The following is a 25,547-nucleotide window of genomic DNA, read 5'->3' on the forward strand; positions in this document are numbered from 1 at the left end:
CAATTTTACGTAAGAATAACATGAGTCAGATCAATACTATCAGCGAATTTTTACTCCAAGCAGGCACAGACTATCGCGTTTTTGACATGGCCCGTGGTATCAGGCCACTTGAGTCTCAATTTTTTTTAGAAATTGAAAGTGCCACCTTGCCAGCTCCCTATCCCAGACAACAGCATGCTTGGTTTGGTATTTTATTTTTTAACAAACAAATGAGTAATGAAAGCTATATTTGGTTTGTTAAATTACCTCTAGATGAACAAGGCTTAGTCATTGGGGCCGCAAGACAACAGTTTTTGCAAATAGTAGTAGAAGCTTTGGGGCAGACGCTAGACAAACAAAACAATACAACTAATCAGTTGCCTGAAAACCCTTTTACATTTGTTCCCAACCAACAACAACTGGCTGACTTTAATAGTATCGGGCGAATTGAATTAGATATCCCCCTGTCAGAGCACTTAGATTTAGTTGAACAATATTTAACACATCCTGAACAGCACGACTGGCGCAAGGTTCCTTTGCAGGGCATAGCTGATTTTACCGCGTCTTTAAAGCAAGGCGAACGCAGGCATCTGTTATTAAAACAATTCTCGACCTTAGCCCCTGACATGCAATATGCTTTGTGTGCATCGTTAGAGAATCATCAGATAGATGAAGATATTAGTTTGTTGTTAATTAATTGGTATCACCAAGATGTGAAAAATGAAAAAAGACTACACTGTGTACTCCGAGGACTGTGTCAAAGCCAAGCCAAGGCAGCAGTCAATTCGTTCATATCGTCAGTACTCAATTCCTCAAACGGGCTAAAAAGTGCAGTGTTAATGTTGATTGCCGCTAGGCATTGGCAATATCTAAAAGAATCAGCAACCCTGAGTATTTATGTCGAACGATTGGTAGTTTGCGAAAACGAGCCCTTCATTGGGTTGTATTCTGACTTAGTGCAAATACCAGAAATACGGGAAGCTATGTTAGGGGTTTTACGCTGGCCTGAAAAGAGCACAGAGCTCACGCAGGCTATCGGTCAGCTATTTGGTCAAAATACACCATGAATTTATATGATTTAATATTACTTATTGGCATTTTTCTAGTGGCAGCGATGTTTTGGCGTATTCGAGCCATATCCGAAGCTGTCAAAACACAGCTAGATGCCTATTGTGAAAGACAACAGTTGCAATTAATTAGTGTGGCTAGGGTAAAAACCCGTCTCGGAAGTTATAGAGGCAAGCTTGATATCCACAGTGACTTTGTCTTTGAGTTTTCTGGAAATGGAGAAGATAGTTGCCAAGGTCAAGTGAAGATGATTGGTCTAAAAGTACAGAATATCGATACACCAGCCTATCGAGTTGAGTGATTTTTGGGTGTAATGATAATGGACTATTTGTGTTGTGAAAAAGTGGGCAGAAATGAAAAAGGCATGACTTGAAATTTTCAAGCCACGCCTTTAAAGAATTTTGAGGGTCCTTCTCTGCTGTCCGTTGCAAAATCTATCCTGAAAACATCCGTATTACGCCCTTTCCCTCCAATCTCAATCATCCCGATGAGCCACTCATCCTGAGTGTGTCCTTATCCTTTTCATCCCATGCGTCCTAATGGGGCACCTTACTGGTGTATCCTTAATCCTTTGACTTGTTGTTCCTTCTCAAGTCTCACATCACTGTGTGTCCTAGTCCATAAGCTTTACATCCTAGCAAAGCGCTCATCCTGAGTTCCTATCCTTTATCTCGTATCCTATACGAGGCACCGTCCATTGTGTTCCTGATCCTTAAACCTTACATCCTTGCAAAGCACTCATCCTGAGTTCCTGTCCTTTTATACTGCAACCTTGCCGCATTTCCCTTCAATCCTGAAGCTGTCCAGATTCATCCTTAATGTCTTCCTGACTCGTCGTGTTTCCTTGTGACAAGAGTAAATATAGAGGATTTAGGAAAGTTTACGAGGGGGTAAAAAAAGAATTTAAAAAAATAATAAGGGCAGAAAAAAGGTCCAGGAGTTTATTTGTTATAAAACATATAGTTAAAAATTGTGTAGGTATAAAAATAAAGACAATTGACGACTTCACTTACGTCTTTGTACGAAATCTCTTACACGGAGAAAGAGATATGCTTACAATCTAGTTAATTATATTTCGCGAGGCCTGAACATCAAGTGCCCTTTAATATGGCCTATTTCTAATTCTTCAACCAAATTGTAGTGACCGTCTTCAAAAAAAGATAAACATTTTGGCAATGTCACATACATACCGACGCCTTGACTATTAGGGTCTTCGAGCATAATACCTTCAATTGCACTCATCAATACATGACCTAACCCATGATCTTGTTGATCAGGATGCACTCCAATGAGTGACAACATGTGAAAATGCTCTGCAGGAACACGTTCACGTACTTTAGTTTCTTTTTCAACCATTTGTTTGGTACCCAAATAACCTGCTGTCAATAGCATTTTCAATCGCCAGTGCCAAAATCTATTAGGCCCTAATTCGGCATCAGGACTCACTAAGCAAGCAACGGCGAGCAGTCGATCATCATCAAACAAACCAATCATAGGCTGCTTTGCTAACCAAAAGGCATTTAATTCTTCTCTAATCGCTGAACGTAAACGCGATTCATATCCCTCCTTTTCGTATTGAAATATATCAACAAATAATGGGTCATCATAATAAGCGAGGTACAAGATTGATGCGGCAATCTTTAGATCTTCGGCCACTAAGTAAACCGCTTTTATGTTGGCCACGTCTGCTATTTGTTCTTCTTGCAATTCCATCATGATTAACACCTATTCTTTTTGCAAACACTCTACCCTATGGATGTTGACTTGTTAATCGTTTGTTGCAAATCAAAAGGTTAATTATTGGAAAACACATGTATTTGGGAAACAAAGCGGGGGACTAAATGCTCACTAAACAAGTCAGTGAGCAAAATAACTAATCAATATTGCTGTTATAGGCGCTCTCGCCCCAACCTACCAATGCGGTATTTTTAAAGATCAAGGGAGTACATTCGTCTTTTGTAGTGACCCCATCACCATCTATGCGTTGCGTTCGGTAATATAACACCTGATATGTATCGTCACCTTTGGTATAAAACTCATTAAAATCTGCGATACCCATACGATTTAAAATTTGATCATAAGTGGCATCTTGTTGTAATCGCGAAATATGTTTACGGTTTTTCTGCTCTTTATCTTGCCAGTCAGAATGGTGACCATATTCGCCATCACCGTCTACAGAAATAACACACCCACTCAATCCTAGTGATAATCCCAATAATGCGGCCACTGCTAACTTGTTCATTAATAATTCCTTAATATTTTTTATTTTAAAAAACGTTGTGATAAACGACTAAAAATAGTCAATTTGGCTATAGGTATTCAAAATTGAGGCCAAAACGTTAACCTTATGTTTTATATAAATATATGGTGATTACAAGAACAAGTGGTTAAGATGAATTTAGTGTTTCAGATAAAAATTTAGGATTTTTGACCAACCGAATGAGTAATATCGACTACATTATCAATTTGTGTTTTGACATTTCTGAGCAGGGTAAAACCCCTTCTGTGGCTTTAATCAGGAATATGGCTCATCACCCTTTAGCTATTCCCGAGGTGATTAAAGGTTTACAACATTGGAAATCCAACTCAAACGTCCGCCCAAAAATCCACAATAAACACACAAATACTGGGTCAGAAACTAACCTATCATTACAACAACGCGTCACGAAGCTAGAGGCTCAAGTAGCGACACTAATGCAACAGCTGACTAGAATGTCGGATGAAATATCGACCAAAAAGAACCTTTAAGTCTTTGCAACTGCCGGCTGTAGAGACTGAATGAAGACCGCGATGTTCGCTGCCACCACCTCTTTTGGCAAAAGTCCGACTTGCTCAAGCATCACTTCGCCACTGGTGTTATCCACAGTTATGATGAAATCATCTTCGTCGGTTAAGGCAATAAAGAGTGTTTCTGGCTGCTTCAACCTTCTTTTCATTAATATGTGTCCAACCAAATTTTGCTGTAATCGTTCAAAATCGCCCTGATTCCATGGCTGTAACAATTGTAAATATCCTTTGCTTGTCTCAGCACTTAAATTATCGCTCCAATATGCAGAGTAATAACTAATAACATCTTGGTTAATTTTCATCTCTAAAGCTTTTTCTAAATCATTGAAGTTAACTACCCCAGAGCGCTTAACAGGCTGCCAAGCAACTTTATCACCTGTATTGCCTGAAGCTGTATAGCAGTCTGAAGGCCATTCGTTGTCATATTCAACCAATACCATTTCTGGATGCGTTTTTGATGCCATCAAATATTTTTTGACAAACTCATCTAGCGCAGCTGTTACTTGTTCACTCATTAACATTCTCTTTCAACGACATCTTTTAGCCAGCTAATCTAACATCATTATGAAAAAATGATATCTCAAGGTTTTGACGAAAGCAGTCATGAGGTAAACTAATTGAAACGAAGTAGACAGAACAATAAAGAGTGAATGTGAGCGAAACATTTGATAAACAAGCAACGCTTGCCGGATTAAGTTTAGGCAAAGCAACTGAGTACAGAGAAATATACGCGCCAAACTTGTTGCAAGCGGTGCCTAGAAGTATGAATAGAGTAGAACTCAATTTAACAGCTGAATTGCCTTTTTATGGAACTGATCGATGGAATGGCTACGAATTATCTTGGTTAAATTCCAAAGGTAAACCTCAAGTAGCAATAATGCGCTGTGAAGTACCGGTCTCATCACCAAATTTGGTCGAGTCAAAATCATTTAAATTGTACTTAAATAGCTTTAACCAAAGCCATTTTGACTCCATAGAGTTAGTCGCTGAAGCCTTAACAAAAGACTTATCTCAATGCGCGGGAGAGAAGGTTGAGGTTATACTATTCAAACCAGCAGCGTTTTCCCAAATGCAAATATCTAGCTTTGATGCGATGTCTATCGACGATTTAGATATAGAAGTGAAGGACTATCAACTTGAACCATCAAATTTAAGCTCAGGCGGTAAACAGATAGAAGAAACGCTGACGAGTGATTTGCTTAAATCGAATTGTCTGATAACCAATCAACCGGATTGGGGAAGTGTTTTTATTCGTTATCAAGGTCAACAAATAAACCATGAAGGCTTATTACGTTACCTTATTTCATTTAGACAACATAATGAATTTCATGAACAATGTGTTGAACGTATATTCTGTGACATTATGGCCCATTGTAAACCCAATAAATTAAGCGTCTACGCCAGATATACCCGACGTGGTGGACTCGATATCAATCCGTTTAGAAGTAACTTCGAACAAATATACCCAGAAGTAAGACTGGCAAGACAATAAAGTAACCTATATTCATGCAAACAACTCAATTCAGGTGGTTATGCACAAAATTCAACTCAATCCAGTAGGTGTTATGAGCCAACTATCTCAGCTAGAAGTTAACTTGCTTAGTGAATCTACAGATAGTGACTTACACAAATTGTTTCGAAACTGCTGTTTAGCTGTTTTATATAGTGGTGCTGAAATAGACAATAGTGAAAATATATTCACTCCCCACCATGACTTTGCAGTCAATTTGATCAGCCGAGAAAGAGGCGTGAAAGTAGAGTTGGTTAACCCACCCGCTCATGCTTTCGTGGATGGAGAGCTAATCATAGGTGTGCATGAACACATTTTTTCCGTTCTCCGTGATTTATTGCATCTGGGCGCAAAGTATTCGGCTCAGTCTTTACGGGTTACACCCGACTCTGATTACATTACACATAGTGTATTTGATATGTTGCGCCATGCCCAGACTTTAAAAAACACCGCGGAATTAAATATGGTGGTATGTTGGGGTGGACATTCAATCGGTACTGTTGAATACCAATACACTAAAGAAGTAGGCTATCAACTAGGTTTACGAAAACTCAACATTTGTACTGGCTGTGGTCCAGGAGCGATGAAAGGCCCAATGAAAGGTGCCACCATAGGTCATGCCAAACAACGTTACAAAAATGGCCGTTACTTAGGCTTAACAGAGCCAGGGATCATTGCCGCCGAACCACCTAATGCCATAGTTAATGAACTGGTAATAATGCCAGATATCGAAAAACGCTTAGAGGCTTTTATTCGCTTATCCCATGCAGTCGTTATCTTTCCCGGAGGAGCCGGTACGGCAGAAGAGCTACTGTATCTGATTGGTATCATGTTGGATGACAAAAACAAAGAACAAGTATTACCTATCATCCTCACTGGACCTGAGCAAAGCAAAGCTTACTTTGAATCCATTGATCATTTTATTGGTGAGGCATTAGGGGCTGAAGCACAGAAGTTATATGAAATAGTAGTTGGCGACGCGGCAAAAGTAGCGCAAATTATTAAGCAGAAAAATAGTTTAGTCAGGGATTATCGCAAACAAACCGGTGATTCATATGATTTTAATTGGTCACTAAAAATTGCTGCTGAATTTCAGAGCCCTTTTATTCCAAATCATAGCAACATGGCAGAACTCAACTTACACTTTGACCAACCCAAGACCGAACTTGCTGCGGCATTGAGACAAGTTTTCTCTGGAATAGTCGCGGGCAATGTAAAGTCAGAGGGCGTGGCTTTGATAAAAGAACATGGTCCTTTTCAACTTAAAGGAGAGCCAAAATTAATGAAGATGATGGACGAATTGTTAGAGTCTTTTGTTGAACAACAAAGAATGAAACTACCTGGAAGCAAATATGTTCCTTGCTATCAAATAACCAAATAATGAAATGATAGAATTAAGACAGCTAAAATAGCGTCGGTTAGCGAATGTATGTATCCAACGAACAGGCATAAGCAAGCATCAAAGTTATATTACGCTAGGTTAACGAAAATTTGCGTTCAACGCGCTGCAATCAAGCAACTATTTTTATATGATTAGATTGGGTCAACATTAGAAAGAAGCACATGAACAAAAAAGTAGTTAAGAGAATTGGTATTGGTGTAGGTTTGTATGCTGTTTTTGTGATGGCGGTCATCACGTTTTATCCAGATACCCCAAAAAATATGGACTGGAAAGACCGCGAAGAATATAACAAAATCCAGATATCTAAGCTTGAATTGGGCCTTCATAAAAAACAAGTATTAGAGTTGTTAGGTAGCCCAGATATAACTGAAGCTAAGCGGGACGATAATAAAGAACTACAGGTCATGTTCTATCGCACTCAGCACAAACAAGCAGATGGGATTACCACAGAAGACGAATGTACAGCACTACTTTTTGAGAACAACGAGCTGATTGCTTGGGGCGATAGTGCCTATCAATCCTATGTTGATGGCTAAATAAAGTGTTTATGCCAGCAGAAATAGTTAAGCAACACTATATTGCTCTGGCAAAATCACTTAAAATTTATCGCTCTGCGCCTTTAGACAGAGAGTTACTGAAAGCGTCACACCACTTTTACAAAAATCTTTATGCCGCAGCCAAGGCGCATCCCAATCTAATTTTTGCACAACCGCAATTGTATAAACCCCAATTACCCTTTGTCGTCAATCTCGCGTTCAATTCGGCTGTATTAACCTGCTTGTTAGCGGTTAGAAACAAGCTTGATCCGTCGGTCACAATTCAATTAATGTGTGGCTCGTTGAGTATCTATGCATTAGAACAAGCATCGATTGAAAAACACTACCAAACTGATAAAGACAATGAAAGTCTGTAGTAGAAAAAATCGGTCACATCAATTCTACATTTACTCAGTTATTAGAAACTAACCAACAACATATCTGGTTATGCAATTACCGACTTTGCTCGCATATTCATATAACTGATTATCCTCGTGCCAGTTTGACGAGCCCCATCACTGCCATAACGTATATGGCGAACAAGTTTGCTTTGTTATGTACACCCAATAAACAGACACCAGCGATGAGTTTTGCACACGCCATCAAATACTTAAGCATTCAGAGTTGTCAAAAATGGTATGCATTGCTGATCCCATTACTTCAATATCCAAGTGTAGTCTCAAGTTCAAACGTTTCATGTCAGCTAGAGCAAAGGTATGAAGGATAATTTACTGGGCATAAACTGATTACTTTACGAACTAAACTGTTTCTACTATGTTTATTTTGATGCACTTGCATCAAAATGGAAACAACTATAAGGAACTTATCATGAAAAAACTCATTTTTATTCTATTACTTTCCAGCGTATTTTTGACAACTTCAGCCAATTTAGCGATAGCCGACACGGCAAAAAGTAGCATTAGTCAAAAGCAGATGATGAAAGTCAATTTGAATACCGCGTCTTTAGAACAATTAATTTCTTTGCCGGGTGTAGGGAAGAAGAAGGCAGCCGCCATTATCGAATACCGTACAAAAAACGGAAAGTTCAAATCGGTAGAAGACCTGATGAACGTAAAAGGTGTAGGTGAAAAAATGTTTGAGAAGTTAAAAGAACAAGTAACAACAAGTTAGATATTAGATACAATTTAGGCCGCTCATTATCAATATGAGCGGCCTAAATATTAAAGTTTTAAGTTTTTAAGGAATGACTTAAAATCTGCACCCAATTCAGGATGACGCAACGCATACTCTACATTCGCAGTCATATAACCTAACTTGCTACCACAGTCATGGCTTTTACCTTTCATATAATAAGCATCGACCTGTTCTGTTTTCATCAAAGAAGAGATAGCATCAGTCAGTTGCACTTCGTCACCAGCACCCGGTGGGGTGAATTCTAGCATATCCCAAATTTTCCCAGATAACACATAACGCCCTACTACTGCCAAATCAGATGGAGCATCTTCTAGGTCAGGTTTTTCGACCATATTATGGATTTTACCCGACTCGCCTTGTTTTAACTTCAAGCCTTCCAAATCAACGATCCCATATTTACTGACATCTTCTTGAGGGACTCGCTCAACCATTATCTGACTAACACGGCTGGTATTAAATTTAGCCGCCATATCCGCCAAATTATCTTTTTTAAGGTTACTCGTGTATTCATCGATAATGACATCGGGAAGCACCACAGCAAAGGGTGCATCACCTATCATAGGACGTGCACAAAGTACCGCGTGTCCCAAGCCTTTTGCCACACCTTGACGTACATGCATGATGGTTACGTCCTTAGGGCAAATCGCTTGTACCGCCTCTAATAATTGACGTTTTACCCTTTTTTCCAAGGTTGCTTCAAGCTCAAAACTAGTATCAAAATGGTTTTCGATACTATTTTTACTGGCATGGGTGACCAAGATGATTTCTTTGATCCCCGCTGCAACACACTCAGCTACCACATACTGAATAAGAGGCTTATCCACCACAGGCAACATTTCTTTAGGAATGGCCTTAGTGGCTGGTAGCATTCTTGTTCCCAATCCCGCTACTGGGATAACTGCTTTTTTAACTTGACCCATATTACTGTTCCTTTACCGATAAACCGCGACCAATAGCATAATAATGCAATCCATATTCCATCATTAGTTTTGGCTCGAACAAATTACGCCCGTCAAACAACAAAGGCATAGACAACGTCTGCTTTATCAACTCAAAATCTGGGGCCCTGAAAGCTTGCCATTCAGTGCATATCACTAGAAAGTCTGCACCTTCTAATGCTGCCTCTTTAGTTCCCATCAAAGCCAAGTCATCACGACTACCATAAATCCGCTGGGTCTCTTCCATAGCCTCTGGATCATAAGCCTTGACACTAGCGCCTGCAGCCCATAATTTTTCCATAAGAACAAGGCTCGAAGCTTCACGCATATCATCAGTGTTGGGTTTAAATGATAACCCCCACAATGCCACTTTTTTACCTTTTAAATCGCCAGAAAAATGTCGAGAAATATACTCAAACAACTTTTCCTTTTGCGAATAATTAACGGCTTCAACTGCTTCCAATATTCGAGCCGTATAACCTGCAGCCGTTGCACTTCGAGCAAGCGCCTGCACATCTTTAGGGAAACAAGAACCGCCATAACCACAGCCCGGATAGATAAACTGATAACCAATGCGCGGGTCGGACCCAATGCCACGGCGCACATTTTCAATATCCGCACCAAAGACTTCCGCAAGGTTAGACATCTCATTCATAAAACTAATTTTGGTAGCCAACATACAGTTAGCCGCATACTTAGTTAGCTCGGCACTGCGAATATCCATCACTATGATTTTGTCATGGTTACGATTAAAGGGTGAATACAACTCGCGGAGTTTCTTCTCTGCCGACTCACTGTCAGTCCCTAAAATGATACGATCTGGACGCATACAGTCATTCACTGCCGCCCCTTCCTTTAAAAATTCAGGGTTAGACACCACATCAAAAGTCACAGATTTACCCGCATCAGATAAAGTACTCGCTATTTTAGCTTTCACTTTATCTGCGGTACCGACAGGCACAGTAGACTTATTAATTACAACCTTATGAGACTCCATATGTGTTGCTATTGTTTCTGCCACTGCTAATACATACTTAAGGTCAGCCGAACCATCCTCATCAGGAGGTGTTCCTACTGCAATAAAAATCACCTCCCCATGTTCTATTCCACGAGCTGCATCAGTAGTAAAATCTACTCTCCCAGCTTCGTAATTAGACTTAACTAAAGGCGTCAAACCTGGCTCAAAAATAGGAATGTTTCCTTCTTTTAATCGGTCGACTTTATTTTGGTCAATATCAATACACACCACTTCATGACCAACCTCAGCCATTACAGCAGCTTGCACTAAGCCTACATAACCAATTCCAAATACTGTTACTTTCATCTAATTAAGATCCTTTAACCAAATTTTCGGCATATTACGTTCGATTTTAAAATAAAATATGAGTAATAAGAGCAAAAACGGTATCTAAACGCAAGACCTGACTTAAATAGATGTTCAGATTTATAAAGTGTATGAGTGAAGCTCCAACCGACAACATCGTTTTATCGATAAATTGTTAACCTGTAAGTGGAATCAATTACCACAAAATGACCTTTTGCTAAAGTATGATGAATAATGCATTAATTTAACGACAGATCTAAAAATAACTATTGAGGTGGGCATATTATTCAACTAGTATAGACTTATTGGTTTTTATTTTATATAAGGGAAGCGTAATGAAAAAAATTCTTATTGTTGCAGCGGCAGCTCTATGTTTCGCAGGTAGTTCATTTGCTCAAGAAAAAACTGGCGGTCTTGATGCGCTTGGTTCTGCATTTGGGGCTGTTGCGACACCAGTTATTGTTGTTACTGCTGTAGGTCTTGGCGTATTGGCTGCTGTGGTTTCTAACAACCGTGGTAATTCAAAGATTGAACCTGGTCCAGGACCAGGTCCTGGACCAGATCCAACCTGCAGTGGTAGCGACCCATTAGTTGATGGTGTATGTACTGGCACTACGACCACTGTGACTGTTTCTGGCACTGGCACTACTACTGTTCCCGTTACTTTTACTTACCTGCCAACAGTGTAATCTAAACGTTTAATAAAAAAGCCGCCAGTAGGCGGCTTTTTTATTGTTGTTTTTTAAAATAATAATCTATCCGGATAGATATAAACCAACATGAATGTAAAAATCATAACGCTTATTGCACTGATATTGATTCTTATCAGTGGTTGCAGTGGTACTTACCAAGCTTATTACCAAACATTAAAAATCGCGTTCGCGGAACAAAACGATGCCAAATTGACACTGATGGAAGTGCAGCAATCAGATATTGATGTTATGTCGGTAAAACGCGGGAAACGACCTGCAGCTATCATGGCCTTAGCTTATATAGAAAATAGTCAACATAAGTGGGTATCTAGCGACAACACAATGCTTATTATGGATAAAGGCCGCATAATACGTACTATCGGCTTAAATGAAAATCTACTGTATTCATCAAACACCAATTTTGACCCTCTAAAATCACTCCCCAGTCACTCGAACGATAAACCAAAACAGCAAAGATGGTCGCGGATAGTAGATCGAACAGGCGATGAATATAGTTACCCCATAGAATCAATATTTAGCCAAGCATCACCGGATACAGTACAAGCGCTAAGCCTCAATATAGAAGCAATTTTATACGTAGAAACGTTGAATTATAAGGCCCCTGCAAACTATCTCCGACTCAACAATAGCTGGCAAAATTACTTCTGGTACGCAAAAAATGGTGAGTTAATAAAAAGTATACAAAAAGTGTCACCTCTTTCTGAATCCCTAGGAATCACTTACCTAAGTAGAATTGCGCGCCTAAATCAATAGTCACCGGATAAAACAATAATGAATAAATCAGTGTTAATGTGCTTATTAATATTAGACGGCTTAGTGTTAAATACCGTCATGGCTTCGGTAACTGTGACTGTGAAACAAAAACAATATGTATTTACTCACGAACCGCAATTGATCGAAGTATTAGCTCCCATTGCAAATCAGGAAAACTGGTACTGGCCAAGTGCTGTATTATATCAGGAGGAAGGTAATCAACTTGAAAAAATGCGTCAATTATTACTTAATAGCCTCACTACCCTGATCACAATTTACCAAAAAGAAGAGCCTGACATTGCCCTGTCATTAGAACAACTGCATGCGACTATTACCAACTGGCATTTGGCCCGAAGATTACCCATTAAAATAGATTACGATTTAGCTCGGTTTTCTGCTGCGGCAAACCCCCAACTCCCCGAAGGTGAATATATATTAGACATTGCCCTGCGAATGAATACTGTACAACTGTTTGGAGCCGTGAATAGAACGAATAATGTACCTCATCTGCCTCATGCAGATGTGAGCGAATATATCACTCGTCAAACCCTAACCGATGTGGCTGATAAAGACTATGTGATTCTTATTCAAGCTGATGGTCGCGAAATAACTACTCCTGTGGCTTACTGGAATAAAAATCATCAAGAAGTAATGCCTGGCAGCCAACTTTTTGTGCCATTTAAGGAATCACTATTTCACCCAGAATTCGCTCTTATCAATCAACAAATAATGACCTTAGCCCAAAATAGAGTCCAGCAATGAGATTAAACAAAGTAACAAACCGATGAGATTGTATTTATTACTTCTAAGCACGCTAGTGTTTTGTACGTCAATACAAGGTCAAGAATCCAGCCAAACTTGGAATCTCACGCCAAAGGGCAGTTCTTTGATGGTGCATGGTGGAACAGGGCTTATTCAAACTCCCACATCACGTATGTTGGCAGACGGTGATTTACGGGTCAGTTATACAGACAATGACCAATACCGCTTCTGGTCCGCAACCTTACAATTATTCCCATGGCTGCAGTCAACTGTGCGTTACACAGATGTTCGCACACGTTTGTATAGCCCATACCCGAGCTTTAGTGGCGATCAAACCCTAAAAGATAAAGGCATAGACGTTAAGTTTAGAATATCAGAAGAAAGTTACTATCTGCCTGAACTATCTATGGGATTTAGAGATTTTGGTGGTACCGGTTTTTTTGAAAGTGAATTCATTGGAATAAGTAAACGAGTAGGTGATTTCGACTTTCATCTTAATATGGGCTGGGGATACTTAGGCACAACGGGTAATACCTCCAATCCATTTTGCAACCTAAAAGATAGCTTTTGCGACAGGCCTGGTGGATTTACAGGCCTTGGTGGAAAAATAGATTACCAACGATTTTTTAAAGGGCCTGCGTCAATATTTGGTGGGATAGAATATCAAACACCATGGGCACCCTTGCGTTTAAAGTTAGAATACGAGGGTAATAACTACGTAAACGACCGCGCGGGATCATTAGAACAAGATAGACGCTGGAACATAGGCGCAGCTTACAGCTGGAATGACTTTGACTTTAGCCTCAACTTTCAACGAGGCAACACCATTGGCTTTGGTATCAATTACAATTTTAATTTGCATTCTGCTCGTCAAATAAAAATCGACACCCCACCCCGTGAATTATTGCCTGAAAAACAAAATACGTTCTCAATGGCGCAAATAGATCGCACTCGGTTGACCCAAGACTTATATTACCAAGCGGGTTTTGCGGTGAGCACCTCCCATTTAAGTGAGACAGATGTCACGCTATATGGTCGACAACTTAATTACCGAAATGAAGATGAAGCCATAGAGCGGGTCGGACGAATTATGGCATTTGAACTACCGGACACCGTTAAAACCTACCGTATAGTCAATACTGTTGGAGCGGTACCGCTAATTGAGACTGTAATTGATGCTGACAAATTTAAAAAACAAGCCAGATATCAAACCCTAGACCCAAATATCAAATCGACCTATCAACGAACGGGTTTGAGCACCGCCACGATTGACAGATACGCCCCTACCAATGCGTCAGGTTTTTTTACAGGTATTGAAGCTTTCTGGGTACAAACCTTCGGTAACCCTGAAGCCTTTTATTTATATCAAGCCGGAGTACTGGTTAATGGTGGTTACAGTTTTGATGGCAAAACCAGTTTTTTAGGCACCATCAAAGTCAATTTATTCGAAAATTATGATAAATTTAATTTCACCACTGATAAAGCGCCAAGTAGTTTGCCCAGGGTTAGAACTAATGTCAGGGAATATGTTTCAAACCGAGATGTGACCATGCAAAATCTAATGCTGCATTGGAACGACCGTATCGCACCGGATCTGTACGCACAAGTCTATGGCGGATATCTAGAGACTATGTATGGTGGTATAGGGGCCGAATTGCTCTATCGTCCAGTAGATAGCAACCTAGCCTTCGGGTTTGATATCAATTATGTAAAACAACGTTCTTACGAAAACGAGGTTAAATTCTTTGACTACAAAGTACTAACCGGACACGCTAATATTTACTGGCAACCGACATTCTTAAAAGACACACTTGTGACCATAAAAGCAGGGCAATACCTCGCTAAAGATAAAGGGGTAACATTTGATTTTGCAAAACGCTTTGACAGTGGAATTATTGTAGGTGCCTATGCTTCAATCACCAATGTCAGTGCTGAAGAGTATGGAGAAGGAAGCTTTACTAAAGGTTTTTACCTAACTATCCCTTTCGATTTATTCTCTCTTAAACCATCCAAAGGTAGCGGTAAGATCCCATGGGTACCAATCTCCCGTGATGGAGGGCAGGCATTAAACAGACCTATTGAGTTATATGGTGTAACTAACCAGCGCTCACCTTTTGCTAGGTAACATCAAATAATATATACCCCTGTGTCAGAATAGTTGTCACCCCTAAAATTTAATATATTTTAGAACGGGGAACGGTAAGCGCCCTTTCGCCAATGAAATTTGGACATAAAGATATTATTGGATGTGATATCGATTGAACGGTCGTCAGACTGGCGGTTCGAAGTCCATCCTAGCCAATCCCCTGAAGTATTACGTAGTATAAATTTGGCGACATTTACCAGTTATCGGAAAAAGCGCCATCGCGTTTTAGAAGACCATCCCAAAGCCCACAAAGCATAAACTTTATTCGTTCACGTTTGTTACTTTGCAATAATGCATTGGCAAAAAAACGTATGGGTAAGACTAAAATATTACGTGTTTTCCAATAGGTTGGCACATAGCCTCTTCGGGTAAGAATAAGAATGTTCCTAAACTGATAATATAACCTGACTGGTGATCCGACTTTATAGGTTATACCCGCAAACTTACTGCGCCCATCACCCAGTTTGTGCACCATCTCAACGTTTTTCGCAATGGCCACTAATAAATTTTGGGTTTTGGCTCGCCAACACCATTCATGGTCGACACCATCAATAAACAAAGTCTCGTCCTTAAAACCAATCAACTCAAGTTTGGACAAATCAATCATCATCCCCGAAGAAATAATCTGTGTAACACAAACTAAATTTTCGTAAAGGGAAATCTCACGCTGTACACGTGGCTTAACGGTTTTCTCAGAAAAAGAACAAATGATGCGTGGGCCAATAGCCACCAATGGCCTGTTTTCTACTTTCGACGCGACTAATAAGCTCGACAAACGAAACGCAAAATCACCATCTATCACACTATCCTGATCTAACAACATACCGAAGGTGCATCCTGCAGTGTGCAAATCCCTTAGACCAATATTATGTGCCGCAGCAATGCCAATATTATTTGGGAAATGATGATAGTGAAAGTTGTCATTATTAATAGAAAGCGGGGTGGGAACAGGAGAGTTGTCTACGATACAAATCACATCAACTTGTTGAGCAGTTGATTGGATAAGACTTTCAGTAAGGTCCATATCAGGCTTGTAAAGTATGATGGTAGCACCAATCACTCGTGTTTAACCTTCTTAGCAAGTAAATATCTATCGAGTTTGTAAGCTAACTTTACTACTTTCGAGGGCATTAGTCGCAAAAATAAAACAGCAAAAGCGTATACAATATTGCCAACAGTATAGCGCTTAAGTACTCTCATCGCATAAAAACGCGCTTTGAATTCGTTAAGTGATTTATTTAAACCACGTCTTTTATAAAAATCATTTACTCTTCTAAACTGTAATAATTTTTTACCCAGGTTAGCAAACTGATACCCGGCTGCGGCTAATTCGATCCATAAGAAGTAATCCTGAGTATTTCGCAGTGCCTCATTATAACGAAATCCATTTTTAAATACATCAAAACGAATGGCTACCGTAGGATGGTTAATTGAGCAACGCTTGGGCAGAAACTTTACAATATCACCATGTTTAAGTGGCAATTTCCTTTTACCAACGACGGCGCCAAATTCATTAATCTCTTTTAATGCACAGCCTAAAACCGATACGTTTTGATGTTTCTCGAGATAGTCAACTTGTGCAGCAAACCTATTCTCTTCAGAAATGTCATCCGCATCCATACGAAAAAAATATTTAGTCTCGTCGTTTTTAGCTAAGACCCAGTCGACTACAAAGTTCATACATGTACTTAAACCCAAATTGCTGCGATTCAGCACCAATATCATTTGCTTATTCTGCCTGCACACATCACACAAATAAGTATAAATTTTTTGGTTTATTTCACCGTCAATAACTATAACAAAAACATATTTTTGATAAGTCTGTTGAAGAATACTGTTAATCGCTTGTTCAACCCAGTCCAACCTATCTTCAATGTAAACAGCCATTCCCACCACTGATTCCGACGAGGCCTCTGGATTTGCGCTAGATATGATTTTGAATGGATTACTCAAATTGAAAGGCGACCTATATTTGTATTATTACTTTACCGCTAACCACTAATAATACAGCTTCGCGTGGGTATCAAAAAATTTGACGAGCGAGTATATCAAATTTATCTAACAAAGCACTAAGCCTTGATTATTAATGCTTGATAGTTAGGAATTGTTGACCAAGGTGATCACTCTTTAGCCATCTAGCTTAAGATTGGAATAACCTTCCATCGAGTTGACTTGCTTCTGATACTTTTCCATCGCTATTTTTTTAGTTGATTCATTCCCTGGTGTCAATTCTTTATAGTAATCATAGTAACCTTGTAAATCTCTTTCCACCGCCGCAGTAAAATCCCCTAAAACAAACTTCGCAATATCCACCTGTAAGCTGTTTTGCAAAAAAGTTACCAAAGCATCAATAGCTACAACACTGATGGCTGACCCGTGTGCAGTTTTATCGCTTTGTTCAGGAACAAATAAGGACGGTAAGGTCACGACCGATGTGAAAAATATAAAATTTTTAGCTCTTGCTTCAAGCATAGCAGTAAACACCCTCTGGGATTTCGGGCGCCTGGCAATCACATAAATATTAGCAGCGATATCGCCAAGCAATTCCAGAACATGCAAAGCACCACCTTCAGCAAAGACAATTTCTTTTGCACTTTTGTAAGTTTGTAATTGTTCAACTATCGAGTGATTTTCGGGATAAAATATATGGAACTCGTTTCGCTCTAAAAAAGATTCAAGATAAGACTCACCTGCGATTGCTCCTTTCAATGAAAAATTGGTTCGACTAACATAGACATTTTGATAGCCAGCTATACTTCCATTAATCCCATTTCTTCGCTCACAACGTGATAAAAATGCTTTGTATTCTTGCCCAATGGGTATTTGAGAGCGAAAATAACTTGCCTGTTGTGGAACATGCAATTGCTCATACGTGACAGCCGAAAACTGATACTTAATTTTACTTTTTGGGATCCCAAGATAATTAAGCGTTTCTATAAACACCGGTGGCAATTGATAGGTAATACGCCGCAACAATCCAGGTTTTTCGGCGCATTGAGGTAAAATAACCACTCCATCAAAATATATTTCATTTACTTTACTTTGATATTCAAATGCCCACAAACGATGAATACACTCAGCTAAAAAATGGCCAAAATTACTAAATAGCGGTCCTCCAAAAAGATAACAGCCTTTAATATATTTGCTTGTTTCGGCTGTTTTGTTCAAAAACACTACATCGGTTGCCAATTCTAACCCAGACTTTGCACTGTGAATAACTTCCCACCTGTGTTGATGGAAGCTCGTCGCTAGCGTCTGATTTTTTACGCCTCCTTTAACATTTCCTGGATTGCTATCTGGCTGAAGCGGAATAACCAAGGCATCTTGTAGTTCACACAATTTTGCAGACTTGCGGATAGCTTCATTGTTTAAAGCGTTACGCTTGTATTTCATCGCTGGCACTATCTACTACTCCCTTATCGAAAAATTCTCAAACCTAAGAGTTAAATTAGAGTTGTATGCCGAGTCTGAATCAATAATATCAGCCCAAGTGTTTTGTAAATAACATAACTCGTTTTCAAAGCGCTGACGTTTTTCAAGGGTGTCGTCCGTACCTCGAGACACAGATTCATGGTGAAATAACTCAGCTTCAGCACAATATAAATTTCGACGTCCCAGAGTCAGAATTTTCAAACAAAAATCAATGTCATTAAATGCTACCGTAAGATCGTTTTCATTGAGTCCATTGACCAATTCATAGTCAGATTTTTTGACTAATAAACAAGCCGCTGTCACCGCACTAAAATTGTTAGTCGCCACTAGGCGATGTAAATAACCGGAATGATAGCGCGGGAAATATTTGTGAGCATGTCCTGCGCCACCACCAAAGCCCATAACCACACCAGCATGCTGGATCCTAGTATCGGGGTACAGCAATTTAGCACCGACACAGCCGATATCTTCACGCTGCGTATGTCCGACCATATCACCTAGCCAATTTGGACTAATTACTTCAACATCGTTGTTAATTAATCCAATTATTTCGCCTTTTGCGTGTTTCACGGCAAAATTATTAATGGCCGAGTAATTAAATAAATATGGATACCTTAGCACTCTGATATTTGATTGAGACTTCTGCAAACTTTCAAAGTATTCAAGTGCCTCTGGGTCATCTGAGTTGTTATCGATTAAAAGAATTTCATAATGGGCGTAAGTCGTCTTCGATACGATGGAATCAATACACGTCTGCACGAGTAATTTGGCATTTTTAGTGGGAATGATTAGCGAAACAAGGGGGGTTGAAGCATGTTTCCAGCTTATTTTAGCATTCTGTGTTGATCCCCCTATCGAAATATTTATTGGGTGATGGGATAATTTGACCAGCTCACGTGTCCATTGCATAACAGGGGCTAAAGTCTGATGCACTAAGCAATATTCGATATGATTGACCTCAACACTACTTTTTGACAAATACAGTTCAGACATCCACAGCGCCATCATCGACGTTTGATTATGCTGCTGTGCAAAACAAAGCAAACGTCTAATGATTTGCTCACCCTCAATGACGATACCCGTTTTCACATATCCAGTGCTCAGTTGTAGGTCTGGGTTCCAATCTGGGTAAAACTCTGCCAAGTGACGTTTTCCTGATTTATCCATACTGTCTACATCACAATAAGTCACTGACTCCGCAGTTAGAATAGGCATTTTACTGGAAAACATGGCTAAGGCTTGAGGATGCAGGAGGTCGCCGCCTCTGAGCACTAATAATGCAGAGGAATATAGTTCTTCTGATTGCTGTTTGATATCATATACATGGTGTTCATTGCTCAGTGATGCTTTTTCACAGCACTGTCTCACTAAGACATCTTTCCCCGTGACAAACAGTTTCCCCTCACCCACAAGTAAAGAAACGTTACGAATCGTTTGAACGTCGGCATCTCGTTGCCCAGTTAAGACAATTAGACAGTTTATCTTACGTTGATTAGTGACGAGTTTAAGTTGGCTGGCCATATGGCGATGTTGCTCTGCAATATTCTTAACATAAAGTTTTTGTAATTTATGGGGAGGCGGAAACCCATAAAACAACCCGGATTTTTGCAGGCTTTTGCTATATAGATTATGCAGCCATAATTGTTGACGCATTCTTATGCGTGCCTCTTTGGGGAATAGACCAATTAAGAATTTAACCGCACGCATGACATGTTTCATTGATTTACTTTTAAATACTTCATAATTGCTGGTCTTGATAGATAGTAAATAAAATCGGAGGTTTCTAACAAATGCTTTGATAACGTTTTTTGTAACGTTACGCAGTTTACTGCGCCCAATTAACAATAGATGGATGTAACGATACTTCCTGTTGCACGATCTTATAAACAAATGTTGAAAATGTGCATTTTCAACATTACTAAACGACATCACGTCTTTAGTCATAAGATAATAATCAAACTGCAGGGATTTTTGAAGATATTGGCACACTGATAAAAATTGATTGTCCGATAGGTCCTGAACGAAATAGGGTTTTGGCAAGGCACTTTTCATGTCGGCAACAAGGGGATCGATATGAGATGTGTTTAAAACTTTAGCGTAATCTTCTAACACAGAAGCATAGTAGGTACTGTCGGCAATATATTGCTCTTTGGGTATAAGTGAGTAGTCACCATTACCTTCGATAAAGCCCTGTAAAGCTCTGTCAACCATAACTTGATAGTTGCCTAAATGAAATTGATTGAACCATCGTTTAAACTCTAACGCTTCAAATTGATAAGAACTATTAACTAAAGGTAAGTCAACTTCTAATTCAACTCCAAGTTGATTTAAGATATCACTCACTATGTTGCCATTTTTAAAATATCGAGAGCCATATAGACGAAGGATTAGATCATCAGCCCCATATTCATTCACGTAATTCACAAATCTATCAATGTATGGGAGTCGTTTACTTCGTCCTGCATTCAATACACGTTGTTGAAAATGCCGTTTTACCGATTGATTATAACTTGACTCACTTATCTCCATCGGGTTTCTTAAATATGCAATAAATTTTGCATCGGGTATGTGCCTTTTGAGGTCAATCATTCCTCTAAAAAAGAACTCTGAAGATAAAAAAAGTGTGTGATAGTGACTGTTATTAAAATCCATTAAAAGTGAACTTAATCGCTCACTGTTTAATTCAACCTGTTTTTCGCTATTTACGTCATAAATAGTACGCACATTCCCTGAACTGACACCATTGTCATCAATATCATGATTAGGATAATAGATACCCTTTTCCTTAAGCAATTTTTCGTTTTCACTAAACCACTTTTGTACCGCTGAAGTCCCTGTTTTGGGTGGGCCAACGTGAATGAATATGTTCTTAGTCAATACTTAACTCTACAGTAATAGTTTCCACTGATGCCAATTAATAACTCAACACAGTGAATCAACAAATATAACAAGCCTGATAGTTTGATCGATTAGTAAAAGACTTTATGAAAATTAAGCAATAGATGACTCTGAGGCTTGGCCTAAATAAGCTTAATGTGTTTGGATATACCGAAATAAAATTGGAATACCACAAATTAAGAATAATGTGGTATGTGTTGGTCAACAATATCACTTGCATCCCCTGAACTCTGAATATTGCCAACAAAATATGCATGATCGACATGTTTACTAAGTGAAAATGTAATAGTCTGAGCCAAATCGACCGCATTTCTTGCATCAAATTGTAAACCATCTATGCCGTGTTTAACTTTTTCTGCCAACCCGCCAATATCGCTGACAATAACTGGTACTCTTTGTTTGAATGCTTCTTGAATAACCATTGGGGAGTTTTCCCACCAGGTAGATGGAACGACAACCCAGTCAACCTTAGAAAGAATTTTTGGCATACGAACCTGTTCATATGAACCATGGAAAAAGACCGTATCTTTTAGTGAATCAATTGCATCTTTAAAGCGCTCTTGGAAAATAACAGATTGCTCTGATAAATTTGCACCATAGATGTCAAAGGCGACCCTTTTCTTTACTTTATTTGGCAATAATTGCACAGCCTCTAACAAGACTTCAATTCCTTTATGTGGGTTGATTTGTCCAAAAAAAGCAAATCTTGTCAGATAATCATCTCCTTTATTATTCGTTATGTTCATTTCAGATGAATTAACAGTATTTTCAATCACACTAATTTTGCTGTCTTCTAGGCCCCAATCCACATATCGTGATTTCAAAAAATGTGATGGGGATATAAATTTGTCAATGTTTACAAACAATCTTTTTATATATTTTTCACGTAAAAAGAAGTCTGCGGGGCTTTTTTCTGGAAAACAATTTGAGCAATCTCGTGAAGACGAACGATAACACAAAGCCCCATTTGATTTCACCATTAACCCTTTATTATGACATATCGCTAAATACTCATGTAGGGTTAATATAATCTTGGCATTAGGTAGCGTATTTCTAATCACTTCTAATATTTCAATACCCAATGATAAGTAGTGATGCAGATGAACGACTTCTGGATTTAAAAGCACTAACAAATCCCTGAACTCTTTCCATAAAGCTCTGGAAGCAAAATTAGAGACCAAAAAACCATCTTCTATGTTTGTATGAAACAGTATTTCTTTCGCTGAGTTTCGAGCAGAAAATGATGTCCCTCCATGAGGCACTTGAGGACAATGAGCCAAATAATAAACATCTTCTCCTCTTACTTTCAATTCCTTAAACATATTATAAGATGCAACTTCAGCCCCACCTTTTTTCAAATCAGGATGGCCATGGGAAATCAATAAAATTCGTTTATTCAACTTAGAACTCACCGGCTGACTACCTTATCAATCAAACTACGCCACTTGCTCTCTTGATAGGCTCCATTAGTCATGGATAACTTCCATTTCCAATCTCCTTTTGCCACAAGGTTTTGAGACAATCTTTCCAAGTGATAAAGCTTAACTTTATTAGAACAAAAAATTTCGCCACCTAAATCAACCACTTTCAAACACAAATCAGAGTCTTCAAAGTCACCCAGAATATGCATTTCATCGAAACCTCTTACTTGTTCAAACAACGATTTAGCCATGAGCATGCAAGCACCTGTTACAGCTTGAACAGAAAACATATCGTCTTTGTCGACTAAGTCAAAATGCAAACCTTTGTAAGGATGATGATTCATCCTAATTTCACTGTGACGATCTTCAGGCTGAAAATGCATGCCCATATGTTGTATTGTTTGATCCTCGTATAAAAGAGTGGCGCCTAAAATGGTAGGCACCTTTATACGCTCATATTGATCAATAAACTCAGAAAGCCAACCTGATGAAAAGGGAATAACATCAGAGTTAAGAAATAGGACTAAAGGGGATGAACAATATTCCACACCTAAATTATTTGCACCAGAAAAACCTCTATTGTTTTCTGAAAGTACTAACTTAAACGGATATTTAAACGTTTTAAATAACCCTCCAGCACTTACAGTTACTTCCTGTATTAAACTAGGATCATCAAGTACATAAACTAACTCAACACCCGACATATCTTTATCACCAGAAAAGTGTGCAATCTGATGTTGCATAAAATCATAACGACCATAAAGAGGAACAATTATGCTCACCCTAGCTACAGCATTTATGTCACCAAATTTTATAACCCTAGCGCCGCTATAATTGGCTATCCTTTTCTTCCAGATTTTATGGATCAGTGGAATAGTATTTTTTTCTAGCTGATTGACAAAATTAGGGCTATCAGAATTTACGTGATTGAGGATATCAGTGATTTTTTGAATGTCTTTATCTTTGTTTTTGCTATTTTGAGTGAAACTGCTCACTGCATTGCCTTTAGATTGTTGTAATAAAGTCGGAAGCCCACTGTTTTTTATCTCAACAGATACTGGCACTTGGCTCAATACTTTAGCAACAGAAGCGACTTCTTCATAGCGCATTTTCGCTAATGTAAACTTTCTACCTTCCCAAACTAATGTCAAATCATTGAGCGGCTCACTGTCGACGCTAACAGTTAAGAAAAAGCCAAAACAATAGTCCGACTGTACTAGCTGATACTTTTGAAAAACGTCTATACGCTCAAATGAATATAAGTCCGCATTTAGTTTACCGCTATCACTATACAAATCTATATTTGGGTCTGCAGGACGGCTTTTATTCACTACCCAACCAGACATGACTAGTTTACCGTTCTGGTGACATAAATAATCAACACAGATTATTCTATCTTTCTGAAATAACAGTTTAATTCTATTTTTTATCTTAATAAGCAACCCAAATTTCACTTATATCAACCTTACATATCGTTTATGAAGGTTTTAAATTTTGGGTTTACAGATAATTGAGGCCCTACCTCACCAGTCGGTAACTTGGGACACAATTTAATTTCTGAAACACCCAATTGTCGAATAACACCCAAAGGTACCTTAATAATATAACCAAATTTAGTATCTTTAAATCCAAAAAGGTTCGCTATATCAGCTCTAAATACGCTACTGTCTATTTCCACATCCAACTCACCATTTTCGCCTACCAAAACAAAATTCGTAATTGGCAATCTATTCATTTGCGAACTCCATCCATCAAACCTAATAAACTCACTTTCACATAAGATTTGGTCCACACTTCCTCTGAAACGATATTCAACAACTTTGTGTAAGGACTTTACTTCATCCAACTGCTCAGGTTTTGTTCCTGGACTAAATATTGATAATGAACCTTCCATTTTAATTTTATATGGCCATTCAATATTTAACTCTTCAAACTTAGCAGCTAAAGACTTAACATTACCGTAAGACGCTTTCAAAACAGCCTCTAAGTATTCTGCTTCTGACAATAAAAAATATTTTGTTAAATGTCTGCCATTTCCTTTATAGTTTGCTAAGTATTCCTTATCAAAACTATCAACGCGAAGTGCTAATTTATTACGAGCATGCTCACGGGCATCAACAAATGGCTTATTGTGGAAATGAAACTGTACAATGTTAGTCTTTTTTTCAAAGCTGGAATTTTTAACCTTACCCCAGTGAAATCCAACATCCATCGACTCAAAAGTATTTTTCATAAAAAAGCACTTCCTGTTCTCAAATCGATGAAACCAACTGTCGCTTATAGGTGAATTAAAAAATTGTGCATCAATAAGCAAAACATCTTGGCACTCTGAGTTACTTGCAAGTTCGGTGAAAATATCTTCAGCTTCACATGATATTCTTCCACTATCGAGCTGAACTGCGAGAAATTCATCACAATCCAGTGGAATGTAACAATCGAAGATATTTAGACACTCTAGGGATTGTATCTTATCTCCTAAAATTTTCCCTTTACTTTCAAAGTCCTGTTTAAAGGAATAAGCCCACTCAACCGACAAACCTTTATTCTGCCAATCTAATAGCAATTTTTTTGTTTGCTCATCATCACTGCCATTATCAAAAACATGCAAATTGGATAACCCAAAAATTTCTGAATGATAAATAATCCATTTATCCAGTAATTCTGATTCATTTTTCTGCATCATCAAGATGGCTGTATTTAATTTTACTTTAGTCATTTAAATT

The 25,547-nt window shown here is 38.7% G+C and carries 24 protein-coding genes; 12 read left to right on the top strand and 12 right to left on the bottom strand.

Annotation, left to right across the window (positions count from 1 at the left end):
• Positions 1–20 precede the first annotated feature (20 nt).
• Together CXF95_RS01650 and CXF95_RS01655 are read left to right on the top strand one after the other, a co-directional pair.
• Positions 21–1,046: a DUF3549 family protein gene (locus CXF95_RS01650; RefSeq protein WP_101197076.1), complete on the top strand. Its 1,026-nt coding sequence runs from the start codon at positions 21–23 to the stop codon at positions 1,044–1,046.
• Positions 1,043–1,348: a DUF3301 domain-containing protein gene (locus tag CXF95_RS01655; RefSeq protein WP_101197077.1), complete on the top strand. Its 306-nt coding sequence runs from the start codon at positions 1,043–1,045 to the stop codon at positions 1,346–1,348. Before CXF95_RS01650 ends, CXF95_RS01655 begins: the two co-directional genes overlap by 4 nt.
• 767 nt (positions 1,349–2,115) lie before the next feature.
• On the opposite strand, the gene CXF95_RS01660 is transcribed toward CXF95_RS01655, so the two are convergent.
• Positions 2,116–2,760, bottom strand: a complete 645-nt coding sequence (locus CXF95_RS01660) for a GNAT family N-acetyltransferase (protein ID WP_101197143.1) — start codon at positions 2,758–2,760, stop codon at positions 2,116–2,118.
• A 160-nt stretch (positions 2,761–2,920) separates the two neighbouring features.
• Complete coding sequence (locus CXF95_RS01665; RefSeq protein WP_101197078.1) at positions 2,921–3,289, bottom strand: DUF3192 domain-containing protein; 369 nt, start codon at positions 3,287–3,289, stop codon at positions 2,921–2,923.
• 197 nt (positions 3,290–3,486) lie between these two features.
• Here CXF95_RS01665 and CXF95_RS01670 point away from each other — a divergent pair, with 197 nt between their 5' ends.
• Entirely contained in the window at positions 3,487–3,795 is a 309-nt protein-coding gene (locus CXF95_RS01670) for a hypothetical protein (RefSeq protein ID WP_232787575.1), read from the top strand.
• Here the strand turns inward: CXF95_RS01670 and syd are convergent.
• Positions 3,792–4,355 (bottom strand): SecY-interacting protein, encoded by a 564-nt coding sequence (syd, locus tag CXF95_RS01675; protein WP_101197080.1) that lies wholly within the window; start codon positions 4,353–4,355, stop codon positions 3,792–3,794. The two genes, CXF95_RS01670 and syd, sit on opposite strands and share 4 nt — an antisense overlap.
• 131 nt (positions 4,356–4,486) lie before the next feature.
• On the opposite strand from syd, the gene queF reads away from it, so the two are divergent.
• The 5 genes from queF (at position 4,487) to CXF95_RS01700 (ending at position 8,413) form a co-directional block, all read left to right on the top strand.
• Complete coding sequence (gene queF, locus CXF95_RS01680) at positions 4,487–5,326, top strand: NADPH-dependent 7-cyano-7-deazaguanine reductase QueF (RefSeq protein WP_101197081.1); 840 nt, start codon at positions 4,487–4,489, stop codon at positions 5,324–5,326.
• 40 nt (positions 5,327–5,366) lie between these two features.
• Positions 5,367–6,725 (top strand): nucleotide 5'-monophosphate nucleosidase PpnN, encoded by a 1,359-nt coding sequence (gene ppnN, locus CXF95_RS01685; protein ID WP_101197082.1) that lies wholly within the window; start codon positions 5,367–5,369, stop codon positions 6,723–6,725.
• A 182-nt stretch (positions 6,726–6,907) separates the two neighbouring features.
• Complete coding sequence (locus tag CXF95_RS01690; RefSeq protein ID WP_101197083.1) at positions 6,908–7,282, top strand: DUF3192 domain-containing protein; 375 nt, start codon at positions 6,908–6,910, stop codon at positions 7,280–7,282.
• An 11-nt stretch (positions 7,283–7,293) separates the two neighbouring features.
• On the top strand, positions 7,294–7,659 hold the full coding sequence (locus tag CXF95_RS01695; RefSeq protein WP_101197084.1) for a hypothetical protein: 366 nt from the start codon (positions 7,294–7,296) through the stop codon (positions 7,657–7,659).
• Between the two features lie 451 nt (positions 7,660–8,110).
• Entirely contained in the window at positions 8,111–8,413 is a 303-nt protein-coding gene (locus tag CXF95_RS01700; protein WP_101197085.1) for a helix-hairpin-helix domain-containing protein, read from the top strand.
• A 50-nt stretch (positions 8,414–8,463) separates the two neighbouring features.
• On the opposite strand, the gene galU is transcribed toward CXF95_RS01700, so the two are convergent.
• Both galU and CXF95_RS01710 read right to left on the bottom strand, forming a co-directional pair.
• Complete coding sequence (gene galU, locus CXF95_RS01705) at positions 8,464–9,357, bottom strand: UTP--glucose-1-phosphate uridylyltransferase GalU (protein WP_101197086.1); 894 nt, start codon at positions 9,355–9,357, stop codon at positions 8,464–8,466.
• 1 nt (position 9,358) lies between these two features.
• Positions 9,359–10,699: a UDP-glucose/GDP-mannose dehydrogenase family protein gene (locus CXF95_RS01710; RefSeq protein WP_101197087.1), complete on the bottom strand. Its 1,341-nt coding sequence runs from the start codon at positions 10,697–10,699 to the stop codon at positions 9,359–9,361.
• Between the two features lie 335 nt (positions 10,700–11,034).
• Here CXF95_RS01710 and CXF95_RS01715 point away from each other — a divergent pair, with 335 nt between their 5' ends.
• The 4 genes from CXF95_RS01715 to CXF95_RS01730 all read left to right on the top strand — a co-directional run bounded on the left by CXF95_RS01715 (position 11,035) and on the right by CXF95_RS01730 (position 15,052).
• Positions 11,035–11,388: a hypothetical protein gene (locus tag CXF95_RS01715; protein ID WP_101197088.1), complete on the top strand. Its 354-nt coding sequence runs from the start codon at positions 11,035–11,037 to the stop codon at positions 11,386–11,388.
• Between the two features lie 90 nt (positions 11,389–11,478).
• The gene (locus tag CXF95_RS01720; protein WP_101197089.1) at positions 11,479–12,165 is read left to right on the top strand and encodes a YjbF family lipoprotein; all 687 of its coding nucleotides are present in this window, start codon (positions 11,479–11,481) and stop codon (positions 12,163–12,165) included.
• A gap of 18 nt (positions 12,166–12,183) precedes the next feature.
• Positions 12,184–12,927: a capsule biosynthesis GfcC family protein gene (locus tag CXF95_RS01725; RefSeq protein ID WP_232787576.1), complete on the top strand. Its 744-nt coding sequence runs from the start codon at positions 12,184–12,186 to the stop codon at positions 12,925–12,927.
• A gap of 22 nt (positions 12,928–12,949) precedes the next feature.
• The gene (locus CXF95_RS01730; RefSeq protein WP_101197090.1) at positions 12,950–15,052 is read left to right on the top strand and encodes a YjbH domain-containing protein; all 2,103 of its coding nucleotides are present in this window, start codon (positions 12,950–12,952) and stop codon (positions 15,050–15,052) included.
• 214 nt (positions 15,053–15,266) lie between these two features.
• On the opposite strand, the gene CXF95_RS01735 is transcribed toward CXF95_RS01730, so the two are convergent.
• The 7 genes from CXF95_RS01735 to CXF95_RS01765 all read right to left on the bottom strand — a co-directional run bounded on the left by CXF95_RS01735 (position 15,267) and on the right by CXF95_RS01765 (position 25,540).
• On the bottom strand, positions 15,267–16,133 hold the full coding sequence (locus CXF95_RS01735; protein WP_101197091.1) for a glycosyltransferase family 2 protein: 867 nt from the start codon (positions 16,131–16,133) through the stop codon (positions 15,267–15,269).
• Positions 16,130–17,026: a glycosyltransferase gene (locus CXF95_RS01740; RefSeq protein ID WP_369809262.1), complete on the bottom strand. Its 897-nt coding sequence runs from the start codon at positions 17,024–17,026 to the stop codon at positions 16,130–16,132. Before CXF95_RS01740 ends, CXF95_RS01735 begins: the two co-directional genes overlap by 4 nt.
• A 174-nt stretch (positions 17,027–17,200) precedes the next feature.
• Positions 17,201–18,466: a DUF563 domain-containing protein gene (locus CXF95_RS01745; protein WP_101197093.1), complete on the bottom strand. Its 1,266-nt coding sequence runs from the start codon at positions 18,464–18,466 to the stop codon at positions 17,201–17,203.
• Positions 18,467–18,481: 15 nt separating this feature from the next.
• Positions 18,482–21,382, bottom strand: a complete 2,901-nt coding sequence (locus tag CXF95_RS30255; protein ID WP_232787577.1) for a glycosyltransferase — start codon at positions 21,380–21,382, stop codon at positions 18,482–18,484.
• A gap of 197 nt (positions 21,383–21,579) precedes the next feature.
• Positions 21,580–22,803, bottom strand: a complete 1,224-nt coding sequence (locus tag CXF95_RS01755; protein WP_232787578.1) for a glycosyltransferase family 4 protein — start codon at positions 22,801–22,803, stop codon at positions 21,580–21,582.
• Positions 22,804–22,811: 8 nt separating this feature from the next.
• A complete protein-coding gene (locus CXF95_RS01760) occupies positions 22,812–24,170 on the bottom strand; it encodes a glycosyltransferase family 2 protein (protein ID WP_101197095.1) in 1,359 nt (452 codons plus the stop codon).
• A 119-nt stretch (positions 24,171–24,289) separates the two neighbouring features.
• Complete coding sequence (locus CXF95_RS01765) at positions 24,290–25,540, bottom strand: glycosyltransferase family 2 protein (RefSeq protein ID WP_101197096.1); 1,251 nt, start codon at positions 25,538–25,540, stop codon at positions 24,290–24,292.
• Positions 25,541–25,547: the final 7 nt, after the last annotated feature.

Source organism: Paraglaciecola sp. MB-3u-78 (assembly GCF_002835935.1).
In the GTDB taxonomy this organism is placed as follows: Bacteria; Pseudomonadota; Gammaproteobacteria; order Enterobacterales; family Alteromonadaceae; genus Paraglaciecola.

What these genes read in the sequence shown, in the direction of transcription:
- CXF95_RS01650 (WP_101197076.1), top strand. Translation starts at nt 21, where the DNA reads ATGAGTCAGATCAATACTATCAGCGAATTTTTACTCCAAGCAGGCACA.
- CXF95_RS01655 (WP_101197077.1), top strand. Translation starts at nt 1,043, where the DNA reads ATGAATTTATATGATTTAATATTACTTATTGGCATTTTTCTAGTGGCA.
- CXF95_RS01660 (WP_101197143.1), bottom strand. Translation starts at nt 2,760, where the DNA reads ATGGAATTGCAAGAAGAACAAATAGCAGACGTGGCCAACATAAAAGCG.
- CXF95_RS01665 (WP_101197078.1), bottom strand. Translation starts at nt 3,289, where the DNA reads ATGAACAAGTTAGCAGTGGCCGCATTATTGGGATTATCACTAGGATTG.
- CXF95_RS01670 (WP_232787575.1), top strand. Translation starts at nt 3,487, where the DNA reads ATGAGTAATATCGACTACATTATCAATTTGTGTTTTGACATTTCTGAG.
- syd (WP_101197080.1), bottom strand. Translation starts at nt 4,355, where the DNA reads ATGTTAATGAGTGAACAAGTAACAGCTGCGCTAGATGAGTTTGTCAAA.
- ppnN (WP_101197082.1), top strand. Translation starts at nt 5,367, where the DNA reads ATGCACAAAATTCAACTCAATCCAGTAGGTGTTATGAGCCAACTATCT.
- CXF95_RS01690 (WP_101197083.1), top strand. Translation starts at nt 6,908, where the DNA reads ATGAACAAAAAAGTAGTTAAGAGAATTGGTATTGGTGTAGGTTTGTAT.
- CXF95_RS01695 (WP_101197084.1), top strand. Translation starts at nt 7,294, where the DNA reads ATGCCAGCAGAAATAGTTAAGCAACACTATATTGCTCTGGCAAAATCA.
- CXF95_RS01700 (WP_101197085.1), top strand. Translation starts at nt 8,111, where the DNA reads ATGAAAAAACTCATTTTTATTCTATTACTTTCCAGCGTATTTTTGACA.
- galU (WP_101197086.1), bottom strand. Translation starts at nt 9,357, where the DNA reads ATGGGTCAAGTTAAAAAAGCAGTTATCCCAGTAGCGGGATTGGGAACA.
- CXF95_RS01710 (WP_101197087.1), bottom strand. Translation starts at nt 10,699, where the DNA reads ATGAAAGTAACAGTATTTGGAATTGGTTATGTAGGCTTAGTGCAAGCT.
- CXF95_RS01715 (WP_101197088.1), top strand. Translation starts at nt 11,035, where the DNA reads ATGAAAAAAATTCTTATTGTTGCAGCGGCAGCTCTATGTTTCGCAGGT.
- CXF95_RS01720 (WP_101197089.1), top strand. Translation starts at nt 11,479, where the DNA reads ATGAATGTAAAAATCATAACGCTTATTGCACTGATATTGATTCTTATC.
- CXF95_RS01725 (WP_232787576.1), top strand. Translation starts at nt 12,184, where the DNA reads ATGAATAAATCAGTGTTAATGTGCTTATTAATATTAGACGGCTTAGTG.
- CXF95_RS01730 (WP_101197090.1), top strand. Translation starts at nt 12,950, where the DNA reads ATGAGATTGTATTTATTACTTCTAAGCACGCTAGTGTTTTGTACGTCA.
- CXF95_RS01745 (WP_101197093.1), bottom strand. Translation starts at nt 18,466, where the DNA reads ATGAAATACAAGCGTAACGCTTTAAACAATGAAGCTATCCGCAAGTCT.
- CXF95_RS01760 (WP_101197095.1), bottom strand. Translation starts at nt 24,170, where the DNA reads ATGTCTGGTTGGGTAGTGAATAAAAGCCGTCCTGCAGACCCAAATATA.
- CXF95_RS01765 (WP_101197096.1), bottom strand. Translation starts at nt 25,540, where the DNA reads ATGACTAAAGTAAAATTAAATACAGCCATCTTGATGATGCAGAAAAAT.